The sequence below is a fragment of the Rhodocista pekingensis genome (assembly GCF_042665545.1).
Taxonomy (GTDB): Bacteria; Pseudomonadota; Alphaproteobacteria; order Azospirillales; family Azospirillaceae; genus Rhodocista; species Rhodocista pekingensis.
In genome coordinates, this window is the sequence record NZ_JBHTCM010000015.1 from 115215 (window position 1) to 141308 (window position 26094).

The 26094-nt window shown below is 71.0% G+C and carries 24 protein-coding genes; 16 read left to right on the forward strand and 8 right to left on the reverse strand.

What is annotated here, in order from left to right; genetic code table 11:
• Positions 1-82: 82 nt before the first annotated feature.
• Positions 83-2710, reverse strand: a complete 2628-nt coding sequence (locus ACFQPS_RS14560; RefSeq protein ID WP_377359947.1) for a glycosyltransferase — start codon at positions 2708-2710, stop codon at positions 83-85.
• Positions 2711-3075: 365 nt separating this feature from the next.
• Between ACFQPS_RS14560 and ACFQPS_RS14565 the strand changes: the two genes are divergently transcribed.
• Both ACFQPS_RS14565 and ACFQPS_RS14570 read left to right on the forward strand, forming a co-directional pair.
• Positions 3076-3516, forward strand: a complete 441-nt coding sequence (locus ACFQPS_RS14565) for an HIT domain-containing protein (RefSeq protein WP_377359948.1) — start codon at positions 3076-3078, stop codon at positions 3514-3516.
• Positions 3517-3726: 210 nt separating this feature from the next.
• Complete coding sequence (locus ACFQPS_RS14570) at positions 3727-5397, forward strand: methyl-accepting chemotaxis protein (RefSeq protein WP_377359949.1); 1671 nt, start codon at positions 3727-3729, stop codon at positions 5395-5397.
• Positions 5398-5428: 31 nt separating this feature from the next.
• On the opposite strand, the gene ACFQPS_RS14575 is transcribed toward ACFQPS_RS14570, so the two are convergent.
• A complete protein-coding gene (locus ACFQPS_RS14575) occupies positions 5429-6670 on the reverse strand; it encodes an alpha/beta fold hydrolase (RefSeq protein ID WP_377359950.1) in 1242 nt (413 codons plus the stop codon).
• Positions 6671-7135: 465 nt separating this feature from the next.
• Between ACFQPS_RS14575 and phaR the strand changes: the two genes are divergently transcribed.
• Together phaR and ACFQPS_RS14585 are read left to right on the forward strand one after the other, a co-directional pair.
• The gene (gene phaR / locus ACFQPS_RS14580) at positions 7136-7735 is read left to right on the forward strand and encodes a polyhydroxyalkanoate synthesis repressor PhaR (RefSeq protein WP_012565772.1); all 600 of its coding nucleotides are present in this window, start codon (positions 7136-7138) and stop codon (positions 7733-7735) included.
• Positions 7736-7852: 117 nt separating this feature from the next.
• On the forward strand, positions 7853-8134 hold the full coding sequence (locus tag ACFQPS_RS14585; protein WP_377359951.1) for a hypothetical protein: 282 nt from the start codon (positions 7853-7855) through the stop codon (positions 8132-8134).
• Between the two features lie 128 nt (positions 8135-8262).
• On the opposite strand, the gene ACFQPS_RS14590 is transcribed toward ACFQPS_RS14585, so the two are convergent.
• Positions 8263-10359 (reverse strand): 3-hydroxyacyl-CoA dehydrogenase NAD-binding domain-containing protein, encoded by a 2097-nt coding sequence (locus ACFQPS_RS14590; RefSeq protein WP_377359952.1) that lies wholly within the window; start codon positions 10357-10359, stop codon positions 8263-8265.
• A gap of 234 nt (positions 10360-10593) precedes the next feature.
• Here ACFQPS_RS14590 and ACFQPS_RS14595 point away from each other — a divergent pair, with 234 nt between their 5' ends.
• The 5 genes from ACFQPS_RS14595 (at position 10594) to ACFQPS_RS14615 (ending at position 15185) form a co-directional block, all read left to right on the forward strand.
• Positions 10594-11619, forward strand: coding sequence for an NADP-dependent oxidoreductase (locus ACFQPS_RS14595; protein WP_377359953.1), 1026 nt, complete (start codon positions 10594-10596; stop codon positions 11617-11619).
• 146 nt (positions 11620-11765) lie between these two features.
• The gene (locus tag ACFQPS_RS14600) at positions 11766-12530 is read left to right on the forward strand and encodes a glucose 1-dehydrogenase (protein WP_377359954.1); all 765 of its coding nucleotides are present in this window, start codon (positions 11766-11768) and stop codon (positions 12528-12530) included.
• 77 nt (positions 12531-12607) lie between these two features.
• Entirely contained in the window at positions 12608-13393 is a 786-nt protein-coding gene (locus tag ACFQPS_RS14605) for an SDR family NAD(P)-dependent oxidoreductase (protein WP_377359955.1), read from the forward strand.
• 14 nt (positions 13394-13407) lie between these two features.
• Positions 13408-14463 (forward strand): phosphotransferase, encoded by a 1056-nt coding sequence (locus ACFQPS_RS14610; protein ID WP_377359956.1) that lies wholly within the window; start codon positions 13408-13410, stop codon positions 14461-14463.
• A gap of 281 nt (positions 14464-14744) precedes the next feature.
• Positions 14745-15185, forward strand: coding sequence for an NUDIX hydrolase (locus tag ACFQPS_RS14615; RefSeq protein ID WP_377359957.1), 441 nt, complete (start codon positions 14745-14747; stop codon positions 15183-15185).
• Positions 15186-15192: 7 nt separating this feature from the next.
• Here the strand turns inward: ACFQPS_RS14615 and ACFQPS_RS14620 are convergent, their stop codons facing one another.
• The 4 genes from ACFQPS_RS14620 to ACFQPS_RS14635 all read right to left on the reverse strand — a co-directional run bounded on the left by ACFQPS_RS14620 (position 15193) and on the right by ACFQPS_RS14635 (position 19888).
• Positions 15193-15849: a biliverdin-producing heme oxygenase gene (locus tag ACFQPS_RS14620; RefSeq protein WP_377359958.1), complete on the reverse strand. Its 657-nt coding sequence runs from the start codon at positions 15847-15849 to the stop codon at positions 15193-15195.
• A 92-nt stretch (positions 15850-15941) separates the two neighbouring features.
• Positions 15942-17243, reverse strand: coding sequence for a divergent polysaccharide deacetylase family protein (locus ACFQPS_RS14625; protein ID WP_377359959.1), 1302 nt, complete (start codon positions 17241-17243; stop codon positions 15942-15944).
• 19 nt (positions 17244-17262) lie between these two features.
• The gene (locus ACFQPS_RS14630; RefSeq protein ID WP_377359960.1) at positions 17263-18633 is read right to left on the reverse strand and encodes a S41 family peptidase; all 1371 of its coding nucleotides are present in this window, start codon (positions 18631-18633) and stop codon (positions 17263-17265) included.
• Position 18634: 1 nt separating this feature from the next.
• Positions 18635-19888 carry a murein hydrolase activator EnvC family protein gene (locus tag ACFQPS_RS14635; RefSeq protein ID WP_377359961.1) on the reverse strand — a complete coding sequence of 418 codons (1254 nt, stop codon included), beginning with the start codon at positions 19886-19888 and terminating at the stop codon, positions 18635-18637.
• Between the two features lie 382 nt (positions 19889-20270).
• Between ACFQPS_RS14635 and rocD the strand changes: the two genes are divergently transcribed.
• The 3 genes from rocD to ACFQPS_RS14650 are packed head-to-tail and all read left to right on the forward strand — an operon-like array spanning position 20271 to position 23091.
• Positions 20271-21509 (forward strand): ornithine--oxo-acid transaminase, encoded by a 1239-nt coding sequence (rocD, locus tag ACFQPS_RS14640; RefSeq protein WP_377359962.1) that lies wholly within the window; start codon positions 20271-20273, stop codon positions 21507-21509.
• Between the two features lie 30 nt (positions 21510-21539).
• A complete protein-coding gene (locus ACFQPS_RS14645) occupies positions 21540-22535 on the forward strand; it encodes a dimethylarginine dimethylaminohydrolase family protein (protein ID WP_377359963.1) in 996 nt (331 codons plus the stop codon).
• A gap of 58 nt (positions 22536-22593) precedes the next feature.
• Positions 22594-23091, forward strand: a complete 498-nt coding sequence (locus ACFQPS_RS14650) for an Lrp/AsnC family transcriptional regulator (RefSeq protein ID WP_377359964.1) — start codon at positions 22594-22596, stop codon at positions 23089-23091.
• Positions 23092-23109: 18 nt separating this feature from the next.
• On the opposite strand, the gene ACFQPS_RS14655 is transcribed toward ACFQPS_RS14650, so the two are convergent.
• Positions 23110-23466 carry an ArsR/SmtB family transcription factor gene (locus ACFQPS_RS14655; protein WP_377359965.1) on the reverse strand — a complete coding sequence of 119 codons (357 nt, stop codon included), beginning with the start codon at positions 23464-23466 and terminating at the stop codon, positions 23110-23112.
• A gap of 98 nt (positions 23467-23564) precedes the next feature.
• Here ACFQPS_RS14655 and ACFQPS_RS14660 point away from each other — a divergent pair, with 98 nt between their 5' ends.
• The 4 genes from ACFQPS_RS14660 to ACFQPS_RS14675 all read left to right on the forward strand — a co-directional run bounded on the left by ACFQPS_RS14660 (position 23565) and on the right by ACFQPS_RS14675 (position 26057).
• On the forward strand, positions 23565-23795 hold the full coding sequence (locus ACFQPS_RS14660) for a sulfurtransferase TusA family protein (protein WP_377359966.1): 231 nt from the start codon (positions 23565-23567) through the stop codon (positions 23793-23795).
• Positions 23796-23906: 111 nt separating this feature from the next.
• Positions 23907-24833: a histone deacetylase family protein gene (locus ACFQPS_RS14665; protein WP_377359967.1), complete on the forward strand. Its 927-nt coding sequence runs from the start codon at positions 23907-23909 to the stop codon at positions 24831-24833.
• A gap of 58 nt (positions 24834-24891) precedes the next feature.
• The gene (locus tag ACFQPS_RS14670) at positions 24892-25143 is read left to right on the forward strand and encodes an exodeoxyribonuclease VII small subunit (RefSeq protein WP_377359968.1); all 252 of its coding nucleotides are present in this window, start codon (positions 24892-24894) and stop codon (positions 25141-25143) included.
• A 14-nt stretch (positions 25144-25157) separates the two neighbouring features.
• Positions 25158-26057, forward strand: a complete 900-nt coding sequence (locus ACFQPS_RS14675) for a polyprenyl synthetase family protein (RefSeq protein ID WP_377359969.1) — start codon at positions 25158-25160, stop codon at positions 26055-26057.
• Positions 26058-26094: the final 37 nt, after the last annotated feature.

Consider the following 26094-nt stretch of genomic DNA (forward strand, 5'->3'; position numbering starts at 1 on the left):
GGACACTCCGCCGCAGGCTCCCCGCCCGCGGGGAGCGCGGGCGGGGTCCGGTGGGAAGGCGGAAGAGGGGCGCCCCCGCGGGTCAGTCGGCGCCCGAGGCCCCGGCCGGGGCCGGCAGGGCGTCGCCGGTGGCGTCGCGGCCCTTCGGCAGGACGTTGAGGCAGGAGACGACCAGTGCCGCGATGTAGGGCAGCGACTGCACCACCAGCATCAGCGACCAGATGTAGGCGTCGCGGTTGTCGCCGCCGATGCGCCACGCCACGGCCGCGGCGGCGATCCACAGCCCCAGCATCAGGTAGACCTCCTCCTTGGCGTTGAGGAAGCCCTGGATCAGGGCCGGCTGGTCCTCGCACTTGGGCGTGCGGACGAAGGGCCGCCCCTGCGTGAACAGGCCCTGCCAGACGGCGCGCCCGACCGTGTGGGTCAGCGCCATGCCGGCGACCGCGGCGCTGATCTTGTCCAGCAGGCTGCACTGCACCCGCGCCTCGTAGAGCCAGAGGCCGCAGATCACCTTGAAGAAGAAGACCGACAGGGTGGGGAACAGGAACACGGTCGGCGGCAGCTCGAAATAGCGCGGCAGCAGCAGCAACCCCGCCGACCAGAAGACGCCGCCGATCACGAAGGCCATGTGCGCGGCGTCCGCGAACCAGGGCAGCCAGCCGGTGACGAAATGGTACTTCTGGCCGAAGGTCAGGCGCTTGCCGCCGGGCAGGAACTCCCGCCAGTGGCGCTTGATGATCTGCACCGCACCGTAGGCCCAGCGGAAACGCTGCGTCTTGTAGCCGGCGAAGCTGTCCGGCACGAGGCCCTGACCGAAGCTGTCGGGCATGTAGACGGACTCGTAGCCCTGCTCGAACAGGCGCAGGCCCAGCTCGGCATCCTCGCAGATGCACCACTCGGCCCACCAGCCCACATCCTTCAGCACCTGGGTGCGGATCAGGGTCATGGTGCCGTGCTGGATGATCGCGTTGCGCTCGTTGCGCTGGATCATGCCGATCTTGAAGAAGCCCTGGTACTCCCAGTTGATCATCCGGTGGAACGGATGGTCGTTCCACTCCCGGTAGTCCTGCGGCGACTGCACGAAGGCGACCTTGGGATTACGGAAGTAGGGAACCGTGGCGGACAGCCAGTCCGGCTTCACCTGATAGTCGCTGTCGATGACGGCGATCACCTCGGCGTCCGGCGCCGTCATGGCGATGCCGAAGTTGAGCGCGCCGGCTTTGTAGCCCGGCCATTTCGGCAGGTGGAAGAAGCGGAAGTTGGCGCCCAGCTTGCGGCAGTGCGCCTCCAGCGGCTTCCAGACCTCCTCGTCCCTGGTGTTGTTGTCGATCACCAGGACTTCGAAGTTCGGGTAGGTCATGCGGGCGAGCGCGTCCAGCGTCTGCATCACCATGTGCGCCGGCTCGTTGTAGCAGGGCACATGGATGGAGACCTTGGGCGCATAGCCCGAACTGTCGCCGCGGATCGGCTCGAACCGGCGCTTCCAGTTCTGCGTCCAGACCACCTCCGTCAGTTCCAGCCCGTCGATCAGCATGACGGCCAGCAGGATGATCTGCGCCGTCAGCAGCAGCGCGAAGACGATGGTGGAGAGCGGGCCCATGCCCGCGGTCACGGCCTCCGTCCAGGTCCAGACCAGGGCCGAGGCCACCGTCTGGATCAGGGCGCCGTAGAAGAACTGACCGGCCGGCTTCAGGTCGTCGCGCCGCAGCACGAACCAGAAGATCGGCAGGAAGGCCAGGGCGGTGGCGATGGCGCACAGCACGGGCCAGCCCGGCACCTCCCAGACGCTGCCGTCCATGGGGAACTTGAGCTGGCGGTCGGCGTTCCAGATGCCCCAGTTGGCCTCCACGGGGCCGCCCAGCACCCGCTTCCAGGGCTGGTCGAACGCCTCCATGATGTAGAAGTCCCAGCGCTGCTCCCCGGCGAGATTCAGGAAGCTGCGGATGAAGGTCGCCTGGTTCACCAGACTGGCCTCCGCCCCGCCGCGGTAGGGACCGTCCGACGGCCAGCCGACCTCGCCGATCAGGATGTGCTTGTCGGGATAGGCGGTCTTGATCCGGTTGTACTCGGTCAGGATCTGGTCCATCGCCTGCTCGATCGGGACCTTCTCCCAGTACGGCAGCAGGTGGATGGTGATGAAGTCCACCGCCTCGGCCAGCTCCGGATGCTCGTGCCAGACATAGGGCGGCTCGGCGGTGGAGACGGGAACGTCCACCTGCCGCTTCACCCGCTGCACGTAGTCGATGAGCTGTTCGACCTCCAGGTCGCCGCGGTACATGACCTCGTTGCCGACCATCACGCGCTTGACGTTGTCGTTGCGCCGCGCGATGCGGACGAGCGCGTTGATCTGCTGCTCGTTGGCGCCGGGATCCTGGCTGATCCAGGCGCCCGCCGTCGTCAGCAGGCCGCGCTGGGCGGCCAGTTCGGGGATCGCCTCCAGCCCGTCCAGCGCGGAATAGGTCCGCACCGACAGCACATAGGGCGCCACCACGTCCAGGTCGCCGGCGATGTCCTGGCGGGAGGGGTGCTTGCCCTCCGTCGGGTCCTGGCCGACCTTGTAGGGGTTGAAGGCGACGCCGGCGATGGTGCCGGACCAGGGGCGCTCGGGCATGGCCGGGCGGTTGGAAAAGGCCCAGGCGCCGATGTTGCCCAGCACGAGCAGCACCAGCACGGCCCAGGCTGAGCCGCGCATCGTCAGGATCTTGCGCATATGCCGTCCTTACAGAGCCCCAGTTCCCCACGCCGGCGGCGGCACCGGATGGACCGGGCGCCGACCCGCAACCGCATCAGACCCGCCCCGCCGGGGGCTTTCCGGCCGGTCATCCCGACCGATCGTCCCGATGTGGCAGCCGAATCCGGTATTTCCGTGATTGCCCCACGGCGACCGCCGGAGCCCAGCCTTGTCGCATCGGCATGGCTCGGCCCCTGTCACCGCCGGAATAACAGGATAAGCATCGCCGGAAATACGTCCAGCGGTACTTCTTTCGAGGAGTGATGCGTTTTCCGCAGTCGCACAGACCTGCGCCGTGAATGCCGCCGATGCCCGTATGATCCCGTGACAAGATTGCGACCCCGATGACGACACCCGACGGTTTTGACCTGCATCCCCGGCTCGCGGCGGACACGCTGCCCGTGACGGACCTGCCGCTCTGCCGTGTGCTGCTGATGGCCAACCGCGCCTTTCCCTGGCTGATCCTGGTGCCGCGCCTCCCCGGAGCGCGGGAGATCCACCGGCTGGACGCCGCCGACCGGGCGCTGCTGATGGAGGAGACGGCGCAGGCCTCCGCCGTGCTGGAGGCGGCGGTGCGGCCGGACAAGCTGAATGTCGGGGCGCTCGGCAATCTCGTCCCGCAGCTCCACCTCCATGTCGTCGCCCGCCGGATCGGCGATCCCGCTTGGCCGGGGCCGGTCTGGGGCAGCGGTGTGCAGGAACCCTATGCCGAGGGGGAGGGGGAGGCGCTGGCCGCACGGCTGGCCGCGGCGCTGACGGCGCCCCCTGCTCCGCGAGCGGACTGACGGTGCGGCCGGATGCCGGACCGAAGGCGACCAGGTCCCGAGGGTGACTGGAGGGCTTATCCTTAAGACTATGGCAACTTTCGATACCTTATCACACGGGATCGACAGACCTAATCTCTTTGGGGCGGGCCGATCCCCTACGTTCGTATGGGGGTCTACCAAAGACACAGTTAATTGATCTCCATCGCTACAGATCCCGGAGTGGAAACCATGGCGACGATCCGTGCCAAGCTTCTGGCCGCCATCGGCATCCTTGCCGTCACCATCCTTGCCGTAGCGGCCGCGGGATGGGCGGGCCTCGGCGACTCCCATCGTCGCATCGGCACGATCTATTCCGACCGTGTCGTGCCGCTGCGCGATCTCAAGATCGTGGCCGACCTCTACGCCGTGAACATCGTGGACGCCGTCCACAAGGTCCGGGGCGGCAGCCTGACCTGGGATCAGGGAGCGGCGTCGGTGAAGACGGCCAAGGCCGGCATCCGGGAACACTGGGACGCCTACATGGCCACCTGGATGGTGCCGGAGGAGAAGGCGCTGGCCATGGAGGTGCAGCGGCGGCTGGGACCGGCCGATGCCATGGTGGCCGACCTGCTGCGCATCCTGGCCGCCCGGGACGACGGCGCCCTGGTCCGGCTTGCCGAGAAGGACCTCTATCCCGTCATCGACCCGGTCAGCGAGGCTGTCTCCGCCCTCATCGACCTTCAGCTCCGCGTCGCCGACCAGGAATATCAGGCCAACGAGGTCGTCTCCGGCCGGTTCCGCCTGCTCATGGCCGGGCTCACCCTGCTTGGCTTCATCGCGGTCGCCTTCGCTCTCTACACGGTGCTGCGGAAGGTGTTGCGCCCGCTCAACGGCATCACCGCGGTGATGGGCCGCATGGCCGGCGGCGACCTGCGGGTCGAGGTCGCCGGGGCCGAGGGGCGCGACGAGGTGGCGGCCATGGCCCGTGCCTTGCGGATCTTCCGCGACGGACTGCTGGAGAGCGAGCGTCTGGCCCAGGCGCAGGAGGCGGAGCGCGCCGCCAAGGAGCGCCGGGCGGCGGAGGTGGACCGGCTGGTCCGCGGCTTCGACCAGGAGGCCGCCGCGGTGCTGCGCGCCGTCGGCGCCGCTGCGACGGAACTGGACTCCACGGCGCAGTCGATGGCCTCCATCGCCGAGGAGACGAGCCGGCAGGCCGGCGCCGCGGCTGCGGCCGCCGGTCAGACGACGGGCAATGTGCGGACCGTCGCCGCCGCCTCGGAGGAGATGACGGCGAGCATCCGCGACATTGCGGAACAGGTCGTCCGCTCCAAGACCGTGGCCGATCAGGCGACCGAGGATCTGCGCCAGACGAACCGCTCCGTCGCCGGCCTCTCTGCCGCGACCGACCGGATCGGGACCGTCGTGCAGCTCATCCAGGAGATCGCCGGCCAGACCAACCTGCTGGCGCTGAACGCCACGATCGAGGCGGCCCGCGCCGGGGAAGCGGGCAAGGGCTTCGCCGTCGTGGCGGCGGAGGTCAAGGCGCTGGCGAACCAGACGGCGAAGGCGACGGAGGAGATCGGGCAGCAGATCGCGGCCGTGCAGTCCGTCTCGGCCGAGGTCGTCGCCGCCATCCGCGGCATCAGCCGGACGGTCGAAGCGGTCAACGAAATCTCCTCCTCCATCGCCGCCGCGATGGAAGAGCAGGAGGCCGCGACCTCGGAGATCAGCCGCAACGTTGCCCAGGCCGCCCTCGGCACGGAGGGCGTCTCCGGCAATGTCGAGCAGGTGCTGGAAGCGGCCGGGCAGACCGGCGCCGCCTCCAGTCAGGTGCTCGGCGCCGCGCGGGAGCTGGCGCAGCAGTCGGAAACCCTGCGCGCCCGGGTGGAGACGTTCCTGGCCGCGATCCGCGCCGCCTGACCGGAGAGGGCAGGGGCTTCAGGCAGGAGCATCAGGCCGGCACCGTCCGCACCAGCCAGTCCCGCAAGGGGCGCCATAGCTTCGCCTCGGCTCCGCCGCTGACGACCATGCCGATATGGCCCAGCGGCGGGTCCCAGCGCTCGGCCCCCGGGATCGCGGCTGCCAGGGCGGCGGCGGAGGCCGGCGGCACGATGCGGTCGCGCGCCGGCACCACCACCAGGGCGGGCAGGGCCAGCCTGCCCGGCTCGACCGGCGCCCCCGCCACTTGCCAGCGGCCCCGGCCAGGATCGTTGCGACCGTACCAGCCGCCCAGGCATTCCCGCGCCACCGGGGCTGGCAGCGGCACCCCGTCATTCAGCCAGTCCTCCAGCGCCACGAAATCGTCGGCCTCCTCCGAACCCTCCGGCAGGTCGGCAAAGCGGCTGAACTTCTTCAGTCCCAGCAGCGGGTCCAGCATCAGAAACAGGGTCTGGATCGCGTCCACCGGCAGTTCGCCCAGGGTGACGAGGGCGGGCTCGAAGGCCGGCAGCAAGGCCGCCGTCCGCCCCGCGCCGGCCGGATCGTCGGCATGGAAGTCCCAGGGCGTCGCCAGCGCCACCAGCGCCGCCACATCCTCGGGCCGGCGCCCGGCCGCGGCCGCCGCCAGCAGCCCGCCCATGCAGTAGCCGACCAGGGCCGGCCGGCGCCCGTCCAGGTGCCGGCGCGCGGCATCCAGGGCGCGGGTCAGCCGGCCGGCGATCACCTCCGTCAGGTCGAAGCTGCGCTCCGCCGCGCCCGGCCGGCCCCAGTCCAGCAACAGGGGGCGTACCCCGTTGCCGGCCAGCCAGCGCAGCAGGCTCCTGTGGCGCGACAGGTCCAGGATGTAGCCGCGGTTGACCAGCGACGGCACGAACAGGGCCGGCGCGCCCCACCCGCCGAAATCCAGCAGCCGCGCCGGGCCTTCCGCCCAGACGGTGGGCGGGTCCTCCAGGTCGCGGTGGTAGGGGTGCCGGCGGTAGCGCTCAATCCCCGTCAGCAGCCGGTCCAGCCGGTGGCGCATCTCCCGGTCGACGGCGCGGGCGAGGGCGTCCGCCCCGACGGCCGCGAGGTGCGGCTGCAACGCCGTCGCTCGCTCCCGCAGCTCCGGCCGCCAGGGCAGCGATCCGCTCCTCAAGAAGGGCAATCCGGCGGGACAGCTCAGCAGCACGCTCAGACTCGCCGCCAGATGCAGCCCCAGCGGCCGCGGACCCTGGCGCCGCCGCAGGGGCGGCGGGGGCGGCGGGACGGGGGTCATCGGGTCGGCCCTCCCGTTCGGGCACGCCCCAGGGCGTCATCGCGCCGGGCGGAACAGCGAAGGCGGCGGCGGTCAGACGGGTGGCCTGCTCCAGGGTGCGGGCGACATGCTGTGCCGTGCGGACGGCCATGTCCGCCATCTCCGGATCGGTGGCCAGCGCCATCCACTGGTCCTGCCACAGGTCCAGGCAGCGCCGGGCCAGCTCCTCCAGCGAGGGCGGTTCCTCCCGCGGCGGTTGCTGCCCCCCGGGGGCGCGGTCGTCGCTCTGCGTCATGGTTCCTGCCTTCCGGCATCCTCTCCCCGCCGGGTTCCGTCCCCCCTAGGCGCAGCGGCGCCGGCTGCCGGTGTTCCGGCTGCGCGGGCGCTGCGGCAGGGCCTGTTCGCCAATGCGGGATGCTTGCGCCGGGACCGCTGCATCGCGTACTTCTACCAAGGACGACGCACATTGCCGGAAAGCGCCCCGATATGGCCGATAAAGAAGATAGCAAGCCCGCGCCGGTCACGATCAAGAAGTATGCTAACCGGCGGCTCTACAACACCGCGACCAGCAGCTATGTGACCCTCGACCATCTCTGCCAGATGGTCAAGGAGGGGACGGATTTCGTGGTGTACGACGCCAAGACGGGGGATGACATCACCCGTTCGGTACTGACCCAGATCATCGTGGAGGAGGAGGCGAAGGGTCAGAACCTGCTGCCCATCCCGTTCCTCCGCCAGTTGATCAGCTTCTACGGCGACAACATGCAGTGGCTGGTGCCCCGGTACCTGGAGTACAGCATGCAGTCGTTCACCCGCAACCAGGAGAAGATGCGCGACTATTTCCAGAACGCGTTCGGTGGCATGTTCCCGTTCGGACCGTTCGAGGAGATGGGCAAGCAGAACATCGCCATGTTCGAGCGGGCCATGCGCATGTTCGCCCCCTTCGCCGGGGCAGAGCCGCCGAAGCCGGACAGCCCGGCGGGGGAGTTCCGCAAGGGCGCGGACGACAAGTTCTCCGAGTTGCAGCAGCGCCTGGACGAGTTGCAGAGCCAGCTCGAAACCCTGACGCGCAACAAGGGGTCCTGATCCCCTTCCGGGCGGGGTAGGGCGGGGTTCCCCGCCCTTCGGTCCTGCCGCCACCGGAACGGGAGCGCCGCCGTCTGCGCCCGCGCGGGCCGCCCCGCCGCCGCCTAGGCTGGGGGCATGCGTGCCATCGGCTTTCCGCTCTCCCGTCTGCTCCCCCGCGATGCGCGGTCCGGTTCCCCGGTCCCGCGCCGCCACGCCGTCCGTGATGTCCATGGCCGTGGAGGCTGTGGCGCCGGGGAACCGCCGGTCATCGACGCCGAGTTCGTGACGCTGGAGCCGGAGGCGCTTCCGCCGCCCCGCCGCCCGGCGCCCGATCTCCCGGCCCACCGCCGCGCCTGCGCCGCCTATCGCCGGGCCGCCGCCCTGGACGGCGCCGCGGGGCATGAGGTGGAGGTCTGATCCGGCCAGCCGGGGGAGCCGGACTTATCCACAGGCTGCGCAACACTCCGCAACGGATCCCGCCCCGGTGGTGCGCACCCTGTCCGATGTGCGGGCAGGGTGCGCAGCCGTGGGGAGCGTGCCCGGGCCTACCGCCGGCGGTCGTGGGCGGCGAAGCTGCCGCCCTCGGCGGCCAGCCGCTCCAGCAGCGGGGCGGGTGTCCATTCGGCGCCGGAGTGCTGCTGGAAGGCGCGGATGTCGGCCAGCACCGCGGGCAGGCCGACGCTGTCGGCGTAGTGCATCGGGCCGCCCCGCCATGCCGGGAAGCCGTAGCCGTAGAGATAGATGACGTCGATGTCCGACGCCCGCAGGGCCATGCCCTCCTCCAGCGCCTTGGCCCCTTCGTTCACCAGGGCGTAGATCATCCGCTTCACGATCTCCTCGTCGGAGATGGCGCGCGGCCGGATCTGGTGGGTTTCGCGGTGGTTCTCGATCATCCGCTTCACCGCGTCGTCGGGCAGCGGCGTGCGCGATCCCGCCTCGTAGCGATACCAGCCGGCGCCGGTCTTCTGGCCGTAGCGCTCCATCAGGTAGAGCCGGTCGGTCAGGGGCGAACCGGCGGCCTTGCCCTCCGCCAGCCGGCGCTGGCGGATGCGCCAGGTCACGTCCACCCCGGCCAGATCGCCCATGGCGAAGGGACCCATGGCCATGCCCCAGTCCTGTAGCGCCTTGTCCACCTGCTCCGGCCAGGCGCCTTCCTCCACCAGCAGCTCCGCCTGCCGGCTGTACGGCATCAGCATGCGGTTGCCGACGAAGCCGTCGCAGTTGCCGACCAGGACGGAGACCTTGCCGATCTTCCGGCCGGTCTGCATCGCCGTGGCGATGACGTCCTTGGCCGTGGCGCTGCCGCGCACGACCTCCAGCAGCTTCATCACGTTGGCCGGGGAGAAGAAGTGCATGCCGATCACGTCCGCGGGACGGGAGGTGACGGCGGCGATGGCATCGATGTCCAGGGTCGAGGTGTTGGTCGCCAGCACGGCGCCCGGCTTCGCGACGGCGTCCAGCCGGCGGAACACGTCCTGCTTCACGGCCATGTCCTCGAACACCGCCTCCACCACCATGTCGGCCTCGGCCAGGGCGGCCATGTCCAGGGTGGGGGTGATGAGCGACAGGCGCCGCTCCATCTCCGCCTGGGTCAGCCGGCCTTTGGCGACGGTGCCGGCGTAATTGCGGGCGATGGTGGCGAGGCCGCGGTCCAGCGCCTCCTGCGAGGTTTCCAGCAGCGTGACGGGGATGCCGGCGTTGGCGAAGTTCATGGCGATGCCGCCGCCCATGGTGCCGGCCCCCAGCACGGCCGCCGTCGCCACCGGCCGCGCCGGCGTGTCGGCCGGCACGTCGGGGATCTTGCCGATGGCCCGCTCGGCGAAGAAGACATGGATCAGCGCCTTCGACTGCGGATGCGCCATGCACTGGCCGAACAGCTCGCGCTCGCGCTTCAGCCCCTCCTCGAAGGGCAGCTCGGCCGCGGCCTGCACGGCGTCCACGCAGCGCTGCGGCGCGAACAGGCCGCGCGCCGTCTTCTCCAGGGCGCGGCGCTTCTCGTCGAAGACGGCGCTGCCGCGGTCGGCGGCGATGCGCTCGGCCCGGTCGCGCACCCGCGGGTGCGGCCCGGCCGGGTCCAGCGCCTCGGCGAAGCGCACGGCGCCGTCCACCGGATCGCCCTCCACGATGGCATCCAGGATGCCCAGCTCGTGCGCCTTGGGGGCGGGCACGAACTCGCCGCTGGTGATCATGGTCAGCGCCACATGGGCGCCGACCAGCCGGGGTAGACGCTGCGTGCCGCCGGCTCCGGGCAGGATGCCCAGCTTCACTTCCGGCAGGCCGACCATGGCCTTCGCCACCGCCACGCGGTAGTGGCAGCCCAGCGCCACCTCCAGCCCGCCGCCAAGGGCGGTGCCGTGGATGGCGGCGACCACCGGCTTCGCGGCGTCCTCGAAGGCGGCGATGACGTCGTTCAGGTCGGGCGCGGCCAGCGGCCGGCCGAATTCGGCGATGTCGGCCCCGGCGATGAAGGTGCGGCCACCGCCGGCCAGCACCAGCGCCCGGGCGCCGTCATCCTCCAGCCCCTGCCGCAGCGCGTCCAGCAGGCCCTGGCGCACCGCCTGCGACAGGGCGTTGACCGGCGGATTCTCCACCAGGATGACGCCGACGGCGCCGCGGCGGCTGTACTGCACGACCTGGGTCATGGTTTCCTCACCCGTCTTGGTTCGCGTTTGCCAGGAACAGACAGGATCGGCCGCGCCACGGTCAAGCGCACGCGCGGCGGAGAGGGTGACTTCTCCGGAGGGCGGCCCGCTGGGCGGACATCCCTGGTGGACGCTATCGTTCCGGGGTCGCTCTGGTCTATCGTGCCGCGCCTGCCGCCGAGAAGCCGGCCAGAAAGCCGCACCGGCGCAGAAACTTGGGAAAGGAAACGAAGCATGCCCGTGAACCGTCGTATCGTGCTGGCCGAACGGCCGCAGGGGATGCCGACGCCGGAGACCTTCCGGCTGGAGGAGGGGCCGGTTCCGACGCCCGGCCCTGACCAGGTGCTGTTGCGGACCGTCTGGCTGTCGCTGGACCCCTACATGCGCGGCCGCATGAGCGCCGCGAAATCCTATGCCCAGCCGGTGGAGATCGGCGACGTCATGGTCGGCGGCACCGTCTGCGAGGTGGTGCAGTCGAACGCCGAGGGGTTCGGGCCCGGCGATCTGGTGCTGGCCCAGACCGGCTGGCAGGAATACGCCGTCGCCGGGCTCAAGGCCGTGCAGAAGCTGGACCCCGGCGCCTTCCCGCCCAGTCTGGCGCTGGGCACGCTGGGCATGCCGGGGCTGACCGCCTATGTCGGCCTGCTGGACATCGGCGAGCCGCGCAACGGAGAGACGGTCGTCGTCTCCGCCGCGGCCGGGGCGGTGGGCTCCGTCGTCGGCCAGATCGCCCGGATCAAGGGTTGCCGCGCCGTGGGCATCGCCGGCGGCAAGGACAAGTGCGACTACGTCACCGGCACGCTGGGGTTCGATGCCTGCGTGGACTACAAGGCGCCGGACTTCATGCAACGCCTGAAGGAAGCCTGCCCCGGCGGCATCGACGTCTATTTCGACAATGTCGGCGGCGACGTGGCGGACGCCTGCATGGCGCTCCTGAACAATTTCGCCCGCGTGCCCGTCTGCGGCCGCATCGCCAACTACAACGACACCGAACTGCCGCCGGGGCCGAACCGGGTGCCGCAGCTCATGGGGCTGGTGCTGACCCGTCGGCTGAAGGTGCAGGGCTTCATCGTCTCCGACCGCTGGCACCGCATGGCGGATTTCCACCACGACATGGGCGGCTGGCTGCGCGACGGCCGGATAAAGTACCGCGAGGACGTGGTGGAGGGTCTGGAGAAGGCGCCGGAGGCGTTCATCGGCCTGCTCCAGGGCCGCAATTTCGGCAAGCTGCTGGTCCGCGTAGGTCCCGACCGGACCTGACGCGATAAGGGCCTGAGGCGATAAGGGTTCGACGCGATAAGGGCCTGACAGAAACGGACCCGGCAGGCGGAGCGGCACGCATCCGCGGAACGACGCGCAGAACGAAAGGCCGGACCCCACCGGCCGGCAACACGGGAGGAACGCCCATGACGGGCCGTCTCAAGGACAAGGTCATCCTCATCACCGGCGGGGCGGGCGGCATCGGCTCCGCCACCGCGCGGCTGGCCGCCCGCGAGGGCGCCCGGGTCGTCATCACCGACCTGAGCGCCGCCCGGGGCGAGCAGGCGGCGGCCGAGATCGGCCACGGCACCCTGTTCCTGGAACAGGACGTGCGCGACGAGGCGCGCTGGCAGGACGTGGTGGACGCCGTGCTGCGCCACCACGGCCGGCTGGACGGGCTGGTCAACAATGCCGGCATCGGGGTGCGCGGCTCCATCGTGGAGACGAGCCTGGAGGACTGGCGCTTCGTCCATGCGGTCAACACCGAGGGCGTCTTCCTGGGCTGCAAGCACGGCATCCTGGCGATGCGGGAGACGGGCGGCGGGTCCATCGTCAACCTGTCCTCCGTCGCCGGGCTGATCGGCGCGCCGGACCTGACGGCCTACTGCTCGTCCAAGGGGGCGGTGCGGCTGCTGACCAAGTCCGTCGCCGTCTGGTGCGCCGAGCAGAAGAACGGCATCCGGGTGAACTCCGTCCACCCGTCGTTCCTGATGACGCCCATGGTGCAGATGATGATCGACACGGCCCCCGACCCGGCCATGGCGCACAAGATGCTCTCGCGCGCCGCCCCGATGGGCCGGCTGGGCGAGCCGGAGGACGCCGCCGCCATGATCGTCTTCCTGCTGTCCGACGAGGCCGGGTTCATGACCGGCGGCGAGTATGTCGTGGACGGCGGCCTGACGGCCCGCTGATCCGCCCGTCCGGACCGTCATCCGGACCAGGCCAGCAAGCACAAGTCTGCAATCATAAGAAGGAAGGGAACGACCCGATGCATCCGCTGTTCGACCTCACCGGCAAGGTCGCCCTCATCACCGGCTCCTCCCGCGGCATCGGCCGCGCCATCGCCGAGGAGTATGCCCGCGCCGGCGCCCGCGTGGTGATCTCCTCACGCAAGCTGGACGCCTGCGAACAGGTGCGCGACGCCATCAACGCCGAGCACGGCGCCGGCACCGCCATCGCGGTGGCCTGCAACATCGGCCGCAAGGAGGATCTGGAGCGGCTGGTCGCCGAGACGAAGGCGGCCTTCGGTTCCGTCGACATCCTGGTGGCGAACGCTGCCATCAACCCGGTCTACGGCCCCCTGATCGCCGTCAGCGACGACGCCTGGGACAAGATCATGGGCACCAACCTGCGCAGCACCTGGTGGCTGTGCAACATGGTGATGCCGGAGATGGCGGAGCGGAAGGGCGGCAGCGTCATCGTGCTGTCCTCCATCGCCGGTCTGCGCGGCAACCCGGTGATCGGCGCCTACGGCATCTCCAAGGCGGCGGAGGCGGCGCTGGTGCGCAACCTTGCCGTCGAGTACGGCCGCGCCGGAGTCCGCATCAACGCCATCGCGCCCGGCATCATCGAGACGGACTTCGCCAAGGCCCTGACCGACAATCCGGAGATCGCCAAGGCGACGATGCGCAAGACCCCGCTCGGCCGCTTCGGCCGGCCGGTGGAGATCGCTGGCGTGGCCCTGATGCTGGCGTCGCCCGCGGGCGGCTACCTGACCGGCCAGACGCTCGTGGTGGACGGCGGCGCCACCATCGGCGATCCCTTGACGGTCTAGGCGGGGAGACGGCCATGGCGTCCGGCGCCGTCCTGATCGACGTCCTGCCGCAGCACCGCTTCGACGAGGCGGCGCTGTGGCGCTATCTCTCCACCGCCCTGCCGGAGTTCCAGGAGCCGGCGGAGATCCGGCAGTTCCAGGGCGGGCAGTCGAACCCGACCTTCCTCGTCACCACCCCGTCGGCGCGCTACGTGCTGCGCAAGAAGCCGCCCGGCAAGCTGCTGCCCAGCGCCCACATGGTCGAGCGGGAATACCGCGCCATGCGGGCGCTGCGCGACACGGCGGCGCCGGTGCCGACCGTCCGCCTGCTCTGCGAGGACGAGGGCGTCATCGGCACCCCGTTCTACGTGATGGACTACATCGACGGCCGCATCTTCACCGACGTGACCCTGCCCGACCTCGCGCCGGCGGAGCGGACGGCCCTCTACGACAGCATGAACGCCACCCTGGCGGCGCTGCACCAGGTGGACTGGCAGGCCTGCGGGCTGGGCGATTTCGGCCGGCCGGAGCAGTACGTGGCCCGGCAGGTGGACCGCTGGACCAGGCAGTACCTCGCCGCCCGCACGGACGAGATCCCGGCCATGGACCGGCTGGTCGCGTGGCTGCCGCAGAACATCCCGGCGGGCGACGAGACGACCATCGCGCACGGCGACTTCCGCCTGGGCAACCTGGTGGTGGATAGCGACGAACCCCGCGTCGTCGCCATCCTGGACTGGGAGCTGGCGACCCTGGGCCACCCGCTCAGCGACCTCGCCTACAACTGCATGGCCTGGCACCTGCCGGCGGGGGTGAAGGAGTTCCCGGGCCTGAAGGGCATCGACCTCAAGGCCCAGGGCATCCCGACGGAGGAGGAGTATGTCGCCGCCTACTGCCGCCGCACGGGCCGCGGCGGCATCCCCGACTGGCCCTTCTACATGGCCTTCTCCTTCTTCCGCATTGCCAGCATCTGCCAGGGGGTCTATGCCCGGGCCTTGCAGGGCAACGCCGCCGACCGCCGCGCCATCGGCTATGGCGAGGTGGCGCGCGTCACGGCCGGGATCGGCTGGTCGTTGATCTCCGACCGGGTCTGACCCGGAAAGGGGGGGCGAGTCGCGGCGACGGTGACGTTGCGCCCCGGTCCGCCGGTCGCGGCCCGCCCCTGCCGGACAGGGATGCCGGACCGGCGCACGGCGCTTCCTGCCGCGTCCGACCCTGTGACGACGGGTCCCGTTAACGAATTTGACATTTTCGTTACAGCGTGGGATCGCTCACCCTATCCTTAGGTTTCGGCAAGGAATCGGATTTATGTAGAGCCTGCCCCGGAGACGCTATCCTGGGCACGGGCGGGCTCATCCCGACGTCAGGAGGGGCTGTGGCGAAGAAGCAGGCGGCCAAGAAGAAGAGAATGCAGGTGGCCGCCCTGCCGTACCAGATGGAGGACGGCCATCTGCGCGTGCTGCTGGTGACATCCCGCGAGACGCGCCGGTGGATTCTGCCCAAGGGCTGGACCGAGAAGGACCTCGACGGGCCCGGCGTGGCCGCGCTCGAAGCCTATGAGGAGGCGGGCGTGCGCGGCGTCGCGGCGCCGAAGCCGATCGGCTCGTACCAGTATTTCAAGCGCCTGAGCACGGGCCGGACGGTTCCGTGCGATGTCAAGGTCTACGCTCTTGAGGTGAGGGAGGAGCTGGAAGACTGGCCCGAGGCCAAGGAGCGCCAGCGCCGCTGGATGTCGCCATCGCAGGCGGCGCTGCACATCTCCGAGACGGGACTGGTGGACCTGCTGCTCCGCCTGGGCATGCCGACGGTGGATTAGGGCCGGATCAGACGGGCCGGGGCGCCGCCGCGTCGCACCGCGCCACCCAGGCGTGGAGCGCGTCGAACGTCTCCTGCGCGGCGGCGATGCAGGCGGTCTCCTCCGCCTCCTGATCGGCGCAGGCGGTGGCCAGCGCCTGCTGGAAGGCCCGCCACTGCCGCCCGATATTGGCGCCGTAGGAGGTGTAGTAGCGCATGGCCCGGCCACCCAGGCCGCCGAACAGCTCCCCGTACTGGCGCACCACCACCTGACCGCCCAGGGTCGATCCCTCCAGCACGTAGAGCGCGCCGAAGGCCCGCGCCAGCCCGTCCACCGGTGGCAGGTCGCGGCAGTCCGGCACCGAGTCCGGGTCCATGCCCAGATCCTCCAGGTCGGCGGCCAGCAGGGCGGCGCGGCGGCGCTGGTCGAAATCCAGCCCCGTTTCCGACCAGTCGAGGCCGCCCAGCACCGACTCGAGCGGGCGATGGAAGCCCAACAGGATGCCCAGCCAGCCAAGATAGCCATCCAGCGTGCGCAGGCGCCGCTCGGGATCGACCTGCGCCTCCAGGGCCACATGCTGGTCGCGGGTGGCGAGGCGGAGCCTCACCGGCAGGTCGGTCTTCCGCGGGGGAGTCCTGACGGCCTCCGGTCCCGTCGAGCCCGCCTCGATCATGATACGGTCCATTCTTCTTCCGTATGGTGCGCTGACCCTACGCTCCGACAGGCGGAGTTCCAAGTGCGTGCGATAAAAAAAGGGTCATCGCGGCGGCCCCGTCCTCAGCGGTCGGCCTGCCGGTTCAGCACCGCCGTCACGGGGGCCAGCACGATGCCGCGGTCCCGCAGACCGGCCGCCCAGGCGGCCAGCCGCTCCATCGTCGCGGGGAAGGGCTGGGCGAAGCCGACCGCCGCGCCGTTGGCCCGGGCCAGCCGTTCCAGCTCCTGCAACTGGGCGTCGATGCCGCCGGCGCTGGCCACCCGGTCCACCAGCAGGTCGCTGGCGGCGCGCGGCAGGCCCAGCTCGGTGGACAGCCGGGTGGCGGTGCTCCGCGGCGTCATCCAGGCATCCACGAAGACCAGCCCGCGCCGCTTGAGCTGTTGCAGCACGGCGCGCAGATGGTCGCCCTCCGCGGTGAAGCGGGTGCCGCTGGGGCTGGTCAGCCCGACATAGCCCGAGGCCGCCGCCAGCGCCTTCTCCAGCCGGCCCAGATTGTCCTGGTCGGTCAGCCGGGTCAGCAGCGTGCCGGGGCCGGGATCGTTGCGGGGATAGCCCTCCGGCTCCATCGGGATCTGGAGCAGGACCTCGTGCCCGTTCGTGCGGGAGCGGTCGATCATCTCCTGCACGCCGGTCAGGCCCGCCGGGAAGGCGAAGGTCACCGCCCCCGGCAGCCGGTCGATGGCGCTTTCCAGCATCGTCTGCGACAGGCCCAGATCGATCAGCACGATGGCGATGCGGGGGCGCGGGTCCTCCTGCGGGAAGGGCCGGGCGTAGAACTGCCAGGGCGCCACCCCGTCCTCCCCGATCCGGGGCAGCAGGCCGGCCCGGGTCCGTTCCTGCAACGCGGGATTCCGCGACGGGCTCAGGGTCACCGGCAGGTCCACCGGGTCCACGGCGGGTTCGGGGGCCGGCGTTTCCGGTGTCCCGGTCGCGGGCTCGGCGGCGGGCGGTGCCTCAGCAATGGCGTCGGGGAAGCGGGGTGTGCCGTCCACGGCCAGCACGGGCGTGCGCAGGACCGGCCCGCTGGCTGCGGCCTCCATCCGGGCCAGCGTGTCGGGGGCCTTGAGAGACAGCCAGACGAGCATCCCGGCGACGGCCAGGACGAGGGCGGCCACCGCCAGCGGAAAGGCGAGGGAGCGCGCCGGCCGTGCGACGGCCGACGTGTCCAGGTCGATGTAGGAGCCCGAGTCCGGGCCGGTCGTTGCGGCGGCCTTGCCCCGGCGCAGGCCGAAACGGCTGGCCAGCACCGAGGCGCTGTCGGAGAGGGACCCGTCGGTCATGCCACCCCCGTCCCCGACGAGGTCGATCTCGTCGGGGGCCGGGGCGCCGGCGGCCGCCTTGGCTCGGAACCGGAACAGGGCCACGGGTCGCGGTCGCGGAACGTCAGTTGATGGACTTGCTCTGCGCGAACAGAGCGACTCCGCGCAGGAGGTCCACCGCCCGGGCGAGCTGGTAGTCGAAGGGCTGTTCCTGACCGGGGGCCTGGGCCGTGGTCGGCTGGGGGGCTGCCGGGGCCTGCACCTCGCCGCCGGCCGGAGCCTGCGGTGCGGCGGGAGCGGCCGGGGCGGCCGGCTGCGGCTGACCCGCGGGCCGGTCGGGATTGCGCAGGGCATGCGGCAGGTCCGCCTCGCGCCGGCGCTGGCCCTGCTGGATCTCCTCCAGCCGGGCGGGTTGCACCTCGATGTCCGGGCTGATGCCGAGCTGCTGGATCGAGCGGCCCGACGGCGTGTAATAGCGCGCCGTCGTCAGCCGCATGGCGCCCTGGCCCTGCAACGGGATGATGGTCTGGACCGAGCCCTTGCCGAAGGACTGGGTGCCCAGGATGATCGCCCGGTGGTGGTCCTGCAAGGCGCCGGCCACGATCTCCGACGCCGAGGCGGAACCGCCATTCACCAGCACGACGATGGGCTTGCCGCGGGCCAGATCGCCCGACTTGGCGTTGTAGCGCTCGCCGCTGCCGTTCTTGCGGCCGCGGGTGGAGACGATCTCACCGCGCTCCAGGAAGGTGTCGGAGACGGAGATCGCCTGCTCCAGCAGGCCACCGGGGTTGTTGCGCAGGTCGATGACATAGCCGACCAGCTTGTTGCCGACCTGCTCCTCGATCTTGGCGATGGCCTTCTCCAGGCCCGGCTGGGTCTGTTCGTTGAAGCTGGAGATGCGGATGTAGCCGATGTTCTCCGCCTCCACGCGGTAGCGCACCGACTGCACCTTGATGACCGCGCGGGTCAGGGTGAACTGCAACGGTTCGGCCTGGTCGGCGCGGCGGACGGTGATCCTGATGTCGGTGCCCGACGGCCCGCGCATCTTCTCCACGGCGTCGCTCACCGACATGCCGAGCACGGCCTCGTCGTTGATGTGGGTGATGTAGTCGCCCGGCAGGATGCCGGCGCGGTAGGCCGGCGTGTCGTCGATCGGCGACACCACCTTGACGACCCCGTTCTCCTGCGTGACCTCGATGCCCAGCCCGCCGAACTCGCCGCGGGTCTGCACCTGCATGTCGGTGAAGTTCTTGCGGTCCAGGTAGCTGGAATGCGGGTCCAGCGAGGTCAGCATGCCGTTGATCGCTGCCTCGATCAGCTCTTCGTCCGAGACCTGCTCCACATATTCGGAGCGCACCCGCTCGAACACGTCCACGAACAGGTCAAGCTGCTTGTAGGTGTCGGACTTGGCCGGCTGCTTCGACTGGGCGACGGCGCAGGCCGGCGCGGTGAACAGCAGCGCCACGGTGGCGACCGATGTCAGGAACTTCCTCATGTCAACCTTGTCCTTTGCCGTCGGAGGGCGCAAAGCCGCGCAGGGGGTTGATCGGCTGACCGCCCCGCCGCAGTTCGAAATACAGGGATTGAGACCCATCGGTGGCCATGGCGCCCACAGGTTCGCCCGTCAGTACACGCTGGCCGACCTGACTGTCGATCCTGCCCAAGCCCGCCAAGAGGGAATGATATCCATTGGCATGTTCCACGATCAAGATCAGCCCATACCCCTTGAAGGGACCGGCGAACAGGACCGACCCGTCATAGGGGGCCACCACCACGGCGCCGGACCGACCCTTGAAGGTCAGGCCGCGGCTGGTGCCGCCGAAGGCGTCGGCCTGACCGTAGCGGGTCGTCACCTCACCGGCCACCGGCATGATCATGCCGGTCAATCTGGGCACGCCGGTGGCGCGGCCCAGGGCGGCGACGCTGTCCCGCGCGCGCTTTTCGCGCTCGGCTTCCGCCGCGGCGCGGCGGGCCGCCTCCGCTGCGGCCTTGCGGTCCCGCTCCCGGCGCTCGTCCTCCAACCGGTCCACCAGATCCTTGAGGTCGCCTGCCTTGGCGGCCAGTCCGGCCAGTTTCGTGTCCAGCGCCTTGCGTTCGGCGGCGGTGCTGCGCGACAGCTCCTCCCGCCGGGCCACCAGCACGGCCATCTCCCGCTGCTGCCTGCCCAGGGTTGCCGCCGCCGTCGCCGCCGCGTCGCGGCGGGCCGCCAGATCCGTGCGCACTTCGGCCAGCTTCTCCAGGTCGGCCGCCAGCCCGTCGGCCCGGGTCTTCAGTTCCGGCACCAGGGCGCGCAGCAGCAGCGCGCTACGCACCGTGTCGGCCGGCCGCTCCGGCCGCGCGACCATCGCCTCCGGCGGCAGGCGCGACAGTCGTTGCAGCGCGCCCAGCAGCTCCGCCATGGCCTCGCGGTCGGCATCGATGCGGCGGCTGCGCTCCGCCTCGTCGCGGGCGACGGCGTCCAGGGCGGCCTCGGCATGGGCCAGGGCATCCTCCTGCCGGCGCTGCTCCGTGGCGGCCTGCACTGCCCGGGCGCGCAGGTCCGCCAGTTCGGCCTCCAGCGCCTCGGCGGCGGAGTCGAGCTGTCGGCGCTGCGCCTCGCCCGCCTTCAGGTCCTGCTGCACCCGGTCCAGTTCGCGCTGCGGATCGGGCTGCCTGGTGTCGGCCAGCACGGCCGGCCCGGCCAGCAGGGCGGCCAGCAGGCCGGCGCCCGCCGTGGCGACCCGTCTCTTCCGTGCTGGACCCGTTGCCATCGGCGCCTTTCCTTCCGGGGTATCGTGCGCGGCGGAGTGTAGGCGGCCGGCCGACCGCCGTCGATTGCGCTGTCCGCATCGGACCGTTCCCGCGGCGGACCGTTCTCCCCGCCCCCCGACTGAACCCGGTTCCTGGTTAACGCCTGCTTTCCGGCGCGTCGGAAACCGCCGGCGAAATGGGGGTGCGCCATGCCCCGGCACGGTCCGCGCCGGCAAGGGGCCGCATCGTCGCGGCGGCCGGAACCGTCGCCCATGGCGGGGCCCGCGGCCCGGACCTGTCGCCCATGGCAGCCACTTCGGCCGTTTCGGCTGCCGCCCCCGTGCCATGCTGTCCCGAAGGGGCCGGCACGACAGGCCCGGACACGGCAGGCGGGAGGGGCGGATGGACGGCAGCTTCGGACCGGCGGGCGGCGCGATCGCCATTGAGGCGCGCTGGTGCGCCCGCAACTACCGGCCGCTGCCGGTCGTCATCAACCGGGCCAAGGGCGTCTGGCTCTGGGACTCCGACGGCCGCCGCTACCTGGACATGATGAGCGCCTATTCGGCGGTCAATGTCGGCCACGGCCATCCGAGGGTGCTCGACGCGCTCCAGCAGCAGGCCGGGCGGGTGGCCATCGTCTCCCGCGCCTTCCACACCGACCGTCTGGGCCCGTTTCTGGCCCGTCTCTGCACCCTGGCGGGGCTGGACGCCGCCTGCCCCATGAACACCGGAGCGGAGGCGGTGGAGACGGCGATCAAGGCGGCGCGGCGCTGGGGCCACCGGGTCAAGGGCATCCCCGACGGCCGGGCGGAGATCATCGTGGCCGAGGGCAACTTCCACGGCCGCACCACGACGATCGTCGGCTTCTCCTCCGAAGCCGACTACCGCGACGGCTTCGGCCCCTTCGCCCCCGGCTTCCGGGCGGTGCCCTTCGGCGACGCGGCGGCGGTGGAGGCCGCCATCGGCCCGCACACCGCCGCCGTGCTGGTGGAGCCGATCCAGGGCGAGGCCGGGATCGTCGTCCCGCCCGAGGGCTATCTGCGGCGGCTGCGCGAGATCTGCGACCGCCACGGCGTGCTGCTGATCCTGGACGAGGTGCAGTCCGGCCTGGGCCGCACCGGCGCCTGGTTCGCCTTCGAGCATGAGGGCATCCGCCCCGACGGGCTGTGCCTGGGCAAGGCGCTGGGCGGCGGGGTGATGCCGGTCTCCGCCTTCGTGGCGCGGCGCGGGCTGATCGACATGTTCGAGCCGGGCAACCACGGCTCCACCTTCGGCGGCAACCCGCTGGCCGCGGCCGTGGGCGAGGCCGCCCTGGCGGTGATCGAGGAGGAGGGGCTGGTGGCCCGCTCCGCCGAGCTGGGCGCCCATATGATGGAGCGGCTGCGCCGGATCGACTCGCCCCTGGTGCGGGAGGTGCGCGGCCGCGGCCTCTGGGTCGGGGTCGAGATCGACCCGGCCCGCGCCTCCGCCCGCGCCGTCTGCGAGGCGCTGATGCGCCGCGGCGTGCTCAGCAAGGAGACGCACGAGACCGTGATCCGGCTGGCCCCGCCGCTGGTGATCGACCGCGAAACCCTGGACCACGGCATCGACCGGCTGGAGGAGGCGCTCGCCGCCCTTGCGGCCGGGCCCGACGTGACCTGACCCGGCCCCCCTTCCGACGCGAGGACGACCGTGACCATCGACGCGACCGCCCCCGGCCTGTGGCCTTCCGCCCAGCCTGAGTCCGCCCGGCCTGAGTCCGCCTGGCCCGAGCCCGCCCGGCCGCGGATCATCATGTGCGCCCCCGACCATTTCGAGGTCAGCTACACCATCAATCCCTGGATGCGCCCCGACGAGTGGGAGTCTCGGCGGGCGGAGCTGAGCGGGGCCGCCGCCGCCGGCTGGTCGGCGCTGCGCAACCGCCTGCACCAGCTCGGCGCGGCCGTCGAGCTGGTGGCCCCGCACCCCGGCCTGCCCGATCTGGTCTTCACCGCCAATGCCGCGGTCGTGCTGGACGGCAAGGCGCTGGTCGCCCGCTTCCGCCATCCCGAGCGCCGGCCGGAGGAGCCGCACTTCCGCCGCTTCTTCGACGGGCTGGCCAGCCGCGGCCTGCTGGATGCGGTCCACGACATGCCGCCGGGCCTCTGCCTGGAGGGGGCGGGCGACTGCGTCCACGATGCCGGGCGGGGCGTCTTCTTCCTGGGCCATGGCTTCCGCTCCGACCGGGAGGCCGCCGCGGTCGTGGCCGACCTGTTCGGGGAGGAGGTGGAGCCGCTGGAACTGGTGGACCCGCGCTTCTACCACATGGACACGGCCCTCTGTCCGCTCTCGGGAGGCGAGGTGCTGTACGTGCCGGGCGCCTTCTCCGCCGAGGGCCGCGGCCGGCTGCGCGAGCGGATCGGGGCGGACCGGCTGATCGCGGTGCCGGAGGCGGATGCCGTGCGGCTGGCCGCCAACGCCGTCAATCTCGGCCGCGACGTGGTGCTGGCCGAGGCGTCGGACGATCTCAAGGCGGCACTGGCCGAGCGCGGCTACCGCGTCCACGAGGTGCCGATCCGCAGCTTCGGGCTGTCCGGCGGGTCCGCCTTCTGCCTGACCCTGCGGCTCGACCGCCGCTCGGTCCGGGCTGCCGCGGCGGCGCCGGAGACGGTGGCCGAGGTGGCGGTACAGCCGGCACTGCTGGACTGATCCGGCGGCATCGGACAAGCTCGCTCCCCGTGGCGGCGGTGCGGCACGACGGGGGACCATGCGACGCAGGCTGGACCAGATCGACCTGAGAATCCTCCAGGAACTCCAGGACGACGGGCGCATCACCAACCAGGCCCTGTCCGAGCGGGTCGGGCTGTCGCCCCGCCCCTGCCTGGAACGGGTGCGCCGGCTGGAGAAGGAGGGGCTGATCGTCCGCTACCAGGCGCTGGTGGACGTGCGCAAGTTGCAGTCCTGCGTCTTCGTGCTGGCCCAGGTGGCGCTGGAGAAGCAGGGCAGGGACGCGCGGCACCGCTTCGAGCGCCGCCTGCGCGACACGCCCGAGGTGATCGAGTGCTTCGAGGTCAGCGGCCCCTTCGACTACATCGCCAAGCTGGTGTGCGAGGACCTGGACGCCTATCAGGACCTGACGACGGGCTGGATCGACGACCCCGAACTGGGGGTCGCCCGCATCGTCACCAACGTGGTGCTGCGGCCGGTGCGCGACTTCGGCCGCTATCCCATCTTCGCCGCCGAGGGACCGGCATCCGCGGGATAGGGCCGGGAGCGGGCGGGGTCAGAACCCCACCGGCTCCGGCGCGCAGGGCGGGCTCTTGCCGTCGCGGCGCGCGCGCGCGCCTTCGCTCCCGAACAGCTCCAGGAGCGAGGCCATGATGAGCGGGGCGGCGTCGCCGTTCAGCGAGTAGTAGATCGTCTGGGCGCTGCGGCGTGTCCGCACCAGCTTGTCCCGGCGCAGCCGGGCAAGGTGCTGCGACAGGGCCGACTGCGAGAGGCCCACCAGACGTTCCAGCTCACCCACCGACCGCTCCTGCTCCATGAGGTGGCAGAGGATCAGGATGCGGCGCTCGTTCGCCATCGCCTTGAGCAAGGCGGCGGCCCGGCGTGCGTTGACTTTGAGGACGTTCACATTCATGTCAGGGAAATCGGTCGCATGGCCGTCCGGTCAAGCGGGTCCGGAAAAATTAAGAGAAACATCCTTCGCGCGAACAGAAACAAGGGAAACTCCCCCCGATGGATGCCGACCGCAGCCTGGACTGCACCGGCCTGGTCTGCCCGCTTCCGGTCCTGCGGGCGCGCAAGGTGCTGAGCGGCATGGCGCCGGGCCAGGTGCTGGCGGTCAGTGCCAGCGATCCCGCCGCCCCGCGCGACTTCGAGGCGTTCTGTGCCGCCGCCGGCCATGTCCTGCTGGGACGGGAGGACCGGGACGGCGTCTTCGGCTTCCGTATCCGGCGCGGCGGCTGACGTCCGGCCCCGACGGCCGTCGGGGCCATCCCGGGCCCATCACAGATTCTTCATGAATCCCGACGCCGTTTGCGGGATGATGCGGGTGGAGGAAGCCACCCAGGAAAAACGATGCATACGGCGTTGTTCACCCACTCCGCCTGTCTCGATCACGACACGGGCGAGGGGCATCCCGAATGCCAGGAGCGGCTGCGGGCGGTGCTGCGGGCGCTGGAGGATGAGGCCTTCATGTTCCTGGACCGGCGCGAGGCTCCCCGCGTGACGCGGGAGCAGCTTGAGCGCGTCCACCCGGCCAGCTACCTCGACAGTCTGGAAGCGGCGATGCCGCAGAGCGGCTACGCCACCCTGGATGCCGATACCCTGGTCTCTCCCGGCTCCTGGGAAGCCGCGCTGCGCTCGGCCGGCGCCGTCTGCGCCGCCATTGACGCCGTGCTGGCGGGGGAGGCCCGCAACGCCTTCTGCGCCGTCCGCCCGCCCGGCCACCATGCCGAGCCCGACAAGGCCATGGGCTTCTGCCTGTTCAACAATGTCGCGGTCGGGGCGGCCCATGCCCGGGCCCGCGGGATGCGCCGGGTGGCCATCATCGACTTCGATGTCCACCACGGCAACGGCACCCAGACCTACTGCCAGCACGACCCGTCCCTGCTCTATCTCTCCACCCACCAGTGGCCGCTCTATCCCGGCACGGGCTCCGCACGGGAGCACGGCGACTACGAGAACGTGGTGAACGCCTGTCTGGGGCCGATGTCCGGCAGCCCGGAGTTCCGCCACGCGGTGCAGACCAAGCTGCTGCCGCGGCTGGACGCCTTCCGGCCGGAGATTCTGCTGATCTCCGCCGGGTTCGACGCGCACAGCCGCGACCCCATGGCCGGCCTGCATCTGATGGAGGACGATTTCGCCTGGGTGACGGAGAAGCTGGGGGAGATGGCGGCGAAGCACGCAGCAGGTCGCATGGTGTCCGTCCTCGAAGGCGGCTACGATCTGCGCGCCTTGGCCAACTCCGCCGCCGTCCACGTCAAGGCGCTGATGGCGGTCTAGCTTGCGGTGATGCGCCAGTGGTCATAGAGTCTCCGGCTCCGCAACGGAACCTGCCGACATGACCGATTCCAGTCTGCCGTCCGAGATCGCGGCCCTGTCCTTCGAGGACGCCCTTACCGAGCTGGAGCGCATCGTGCGCCAGCTTGAGGAGGGCAAGGCCCGGCTGGACGACGCCATTCGATTCTATGAACGCGGGACGCTCCTGAAGCGGCATTGCGAGATGAAACTCCGCGATGCGCAGCAGAAGGTGGACCGCATCACCGTCGCGGCCGACGGCGCGCTTGCCGCCGAACCGGCGCGGCTCGACTGACGCCTTTTTTCCGGATGCCCAGCTTGTCCAAGACCCTCACCGCCGCCATGGCCGACACCGTCGAACAGGTGGAAGCCGCCATCGACGTCCTGTTGCCCCGTGTCGACCTGCCCGAAGCCCGCCTGTTCGAGGCGATGCGCTACGGCTGCCTCGGCGGTGGCAAGAGGCTGCGTCCCTTCCTGGTCATGGAAAGCGCGCGCCTGTTCGGGGTGAACCCGGCCTGCGCCCTGCGCGCCGCCGCGGCGGTGGAGTTCATCCACTGCTACAGCCTGGTCCATGACGATCTGCCGGCCATGGACGATTCCGACCTGCGCCGCGGCCGCCCGACCCTGCATCTGGAGTATGACGAGGCCACGGCGATCCTGGCGGGCGACGCCCTGCTGACCGTGGCCTTCGAGATTCTGGCCGATCCGGAGACGCACGAGGATGCGCAGGTGCGCTGCCGTCTCGTCTCCGCCCTGGCCAAGGCGGCCGGCCCGCGCGGCATGGTCGGCGGCCAGATGCTGGACCTGATGGCCGAGCACCAGACCTTCGACATCGGCGCCATCACCCGGTTGCAGCGCCTGAAGACCGGGGAGCTGATCGCCTTCTCCGCGACGGCCGGTGCGATCCTAGGTCGCGCTTCCCCGCCGCAGCATCATGCGCTTCAAGCATACGCGCACGACCTGGGCCTCGCCTTCCAGATCGCCGACGACCTGCTGGACGTCGAGGGGACCGAGGCCGAGACCGGGAAGTCCGTGGGCCGCGACGAGGGCGCCAACAAGGCCACCTTCGTCTCGATCCTGGGCGTTGAACGGGCGCGCGAGCAGGCAGGCCGCCTCGCCGACCAGGCGATGGCGCACCTGGACATTTTCGAGGGCCGGGCGGACATGCTGAAGCAGGTCGCCCGCTACGTTGTCGATCGGCGTTCGTGATGCCCCCCGCAGACGGCGGCCCGGCGCTTGGTGGAAG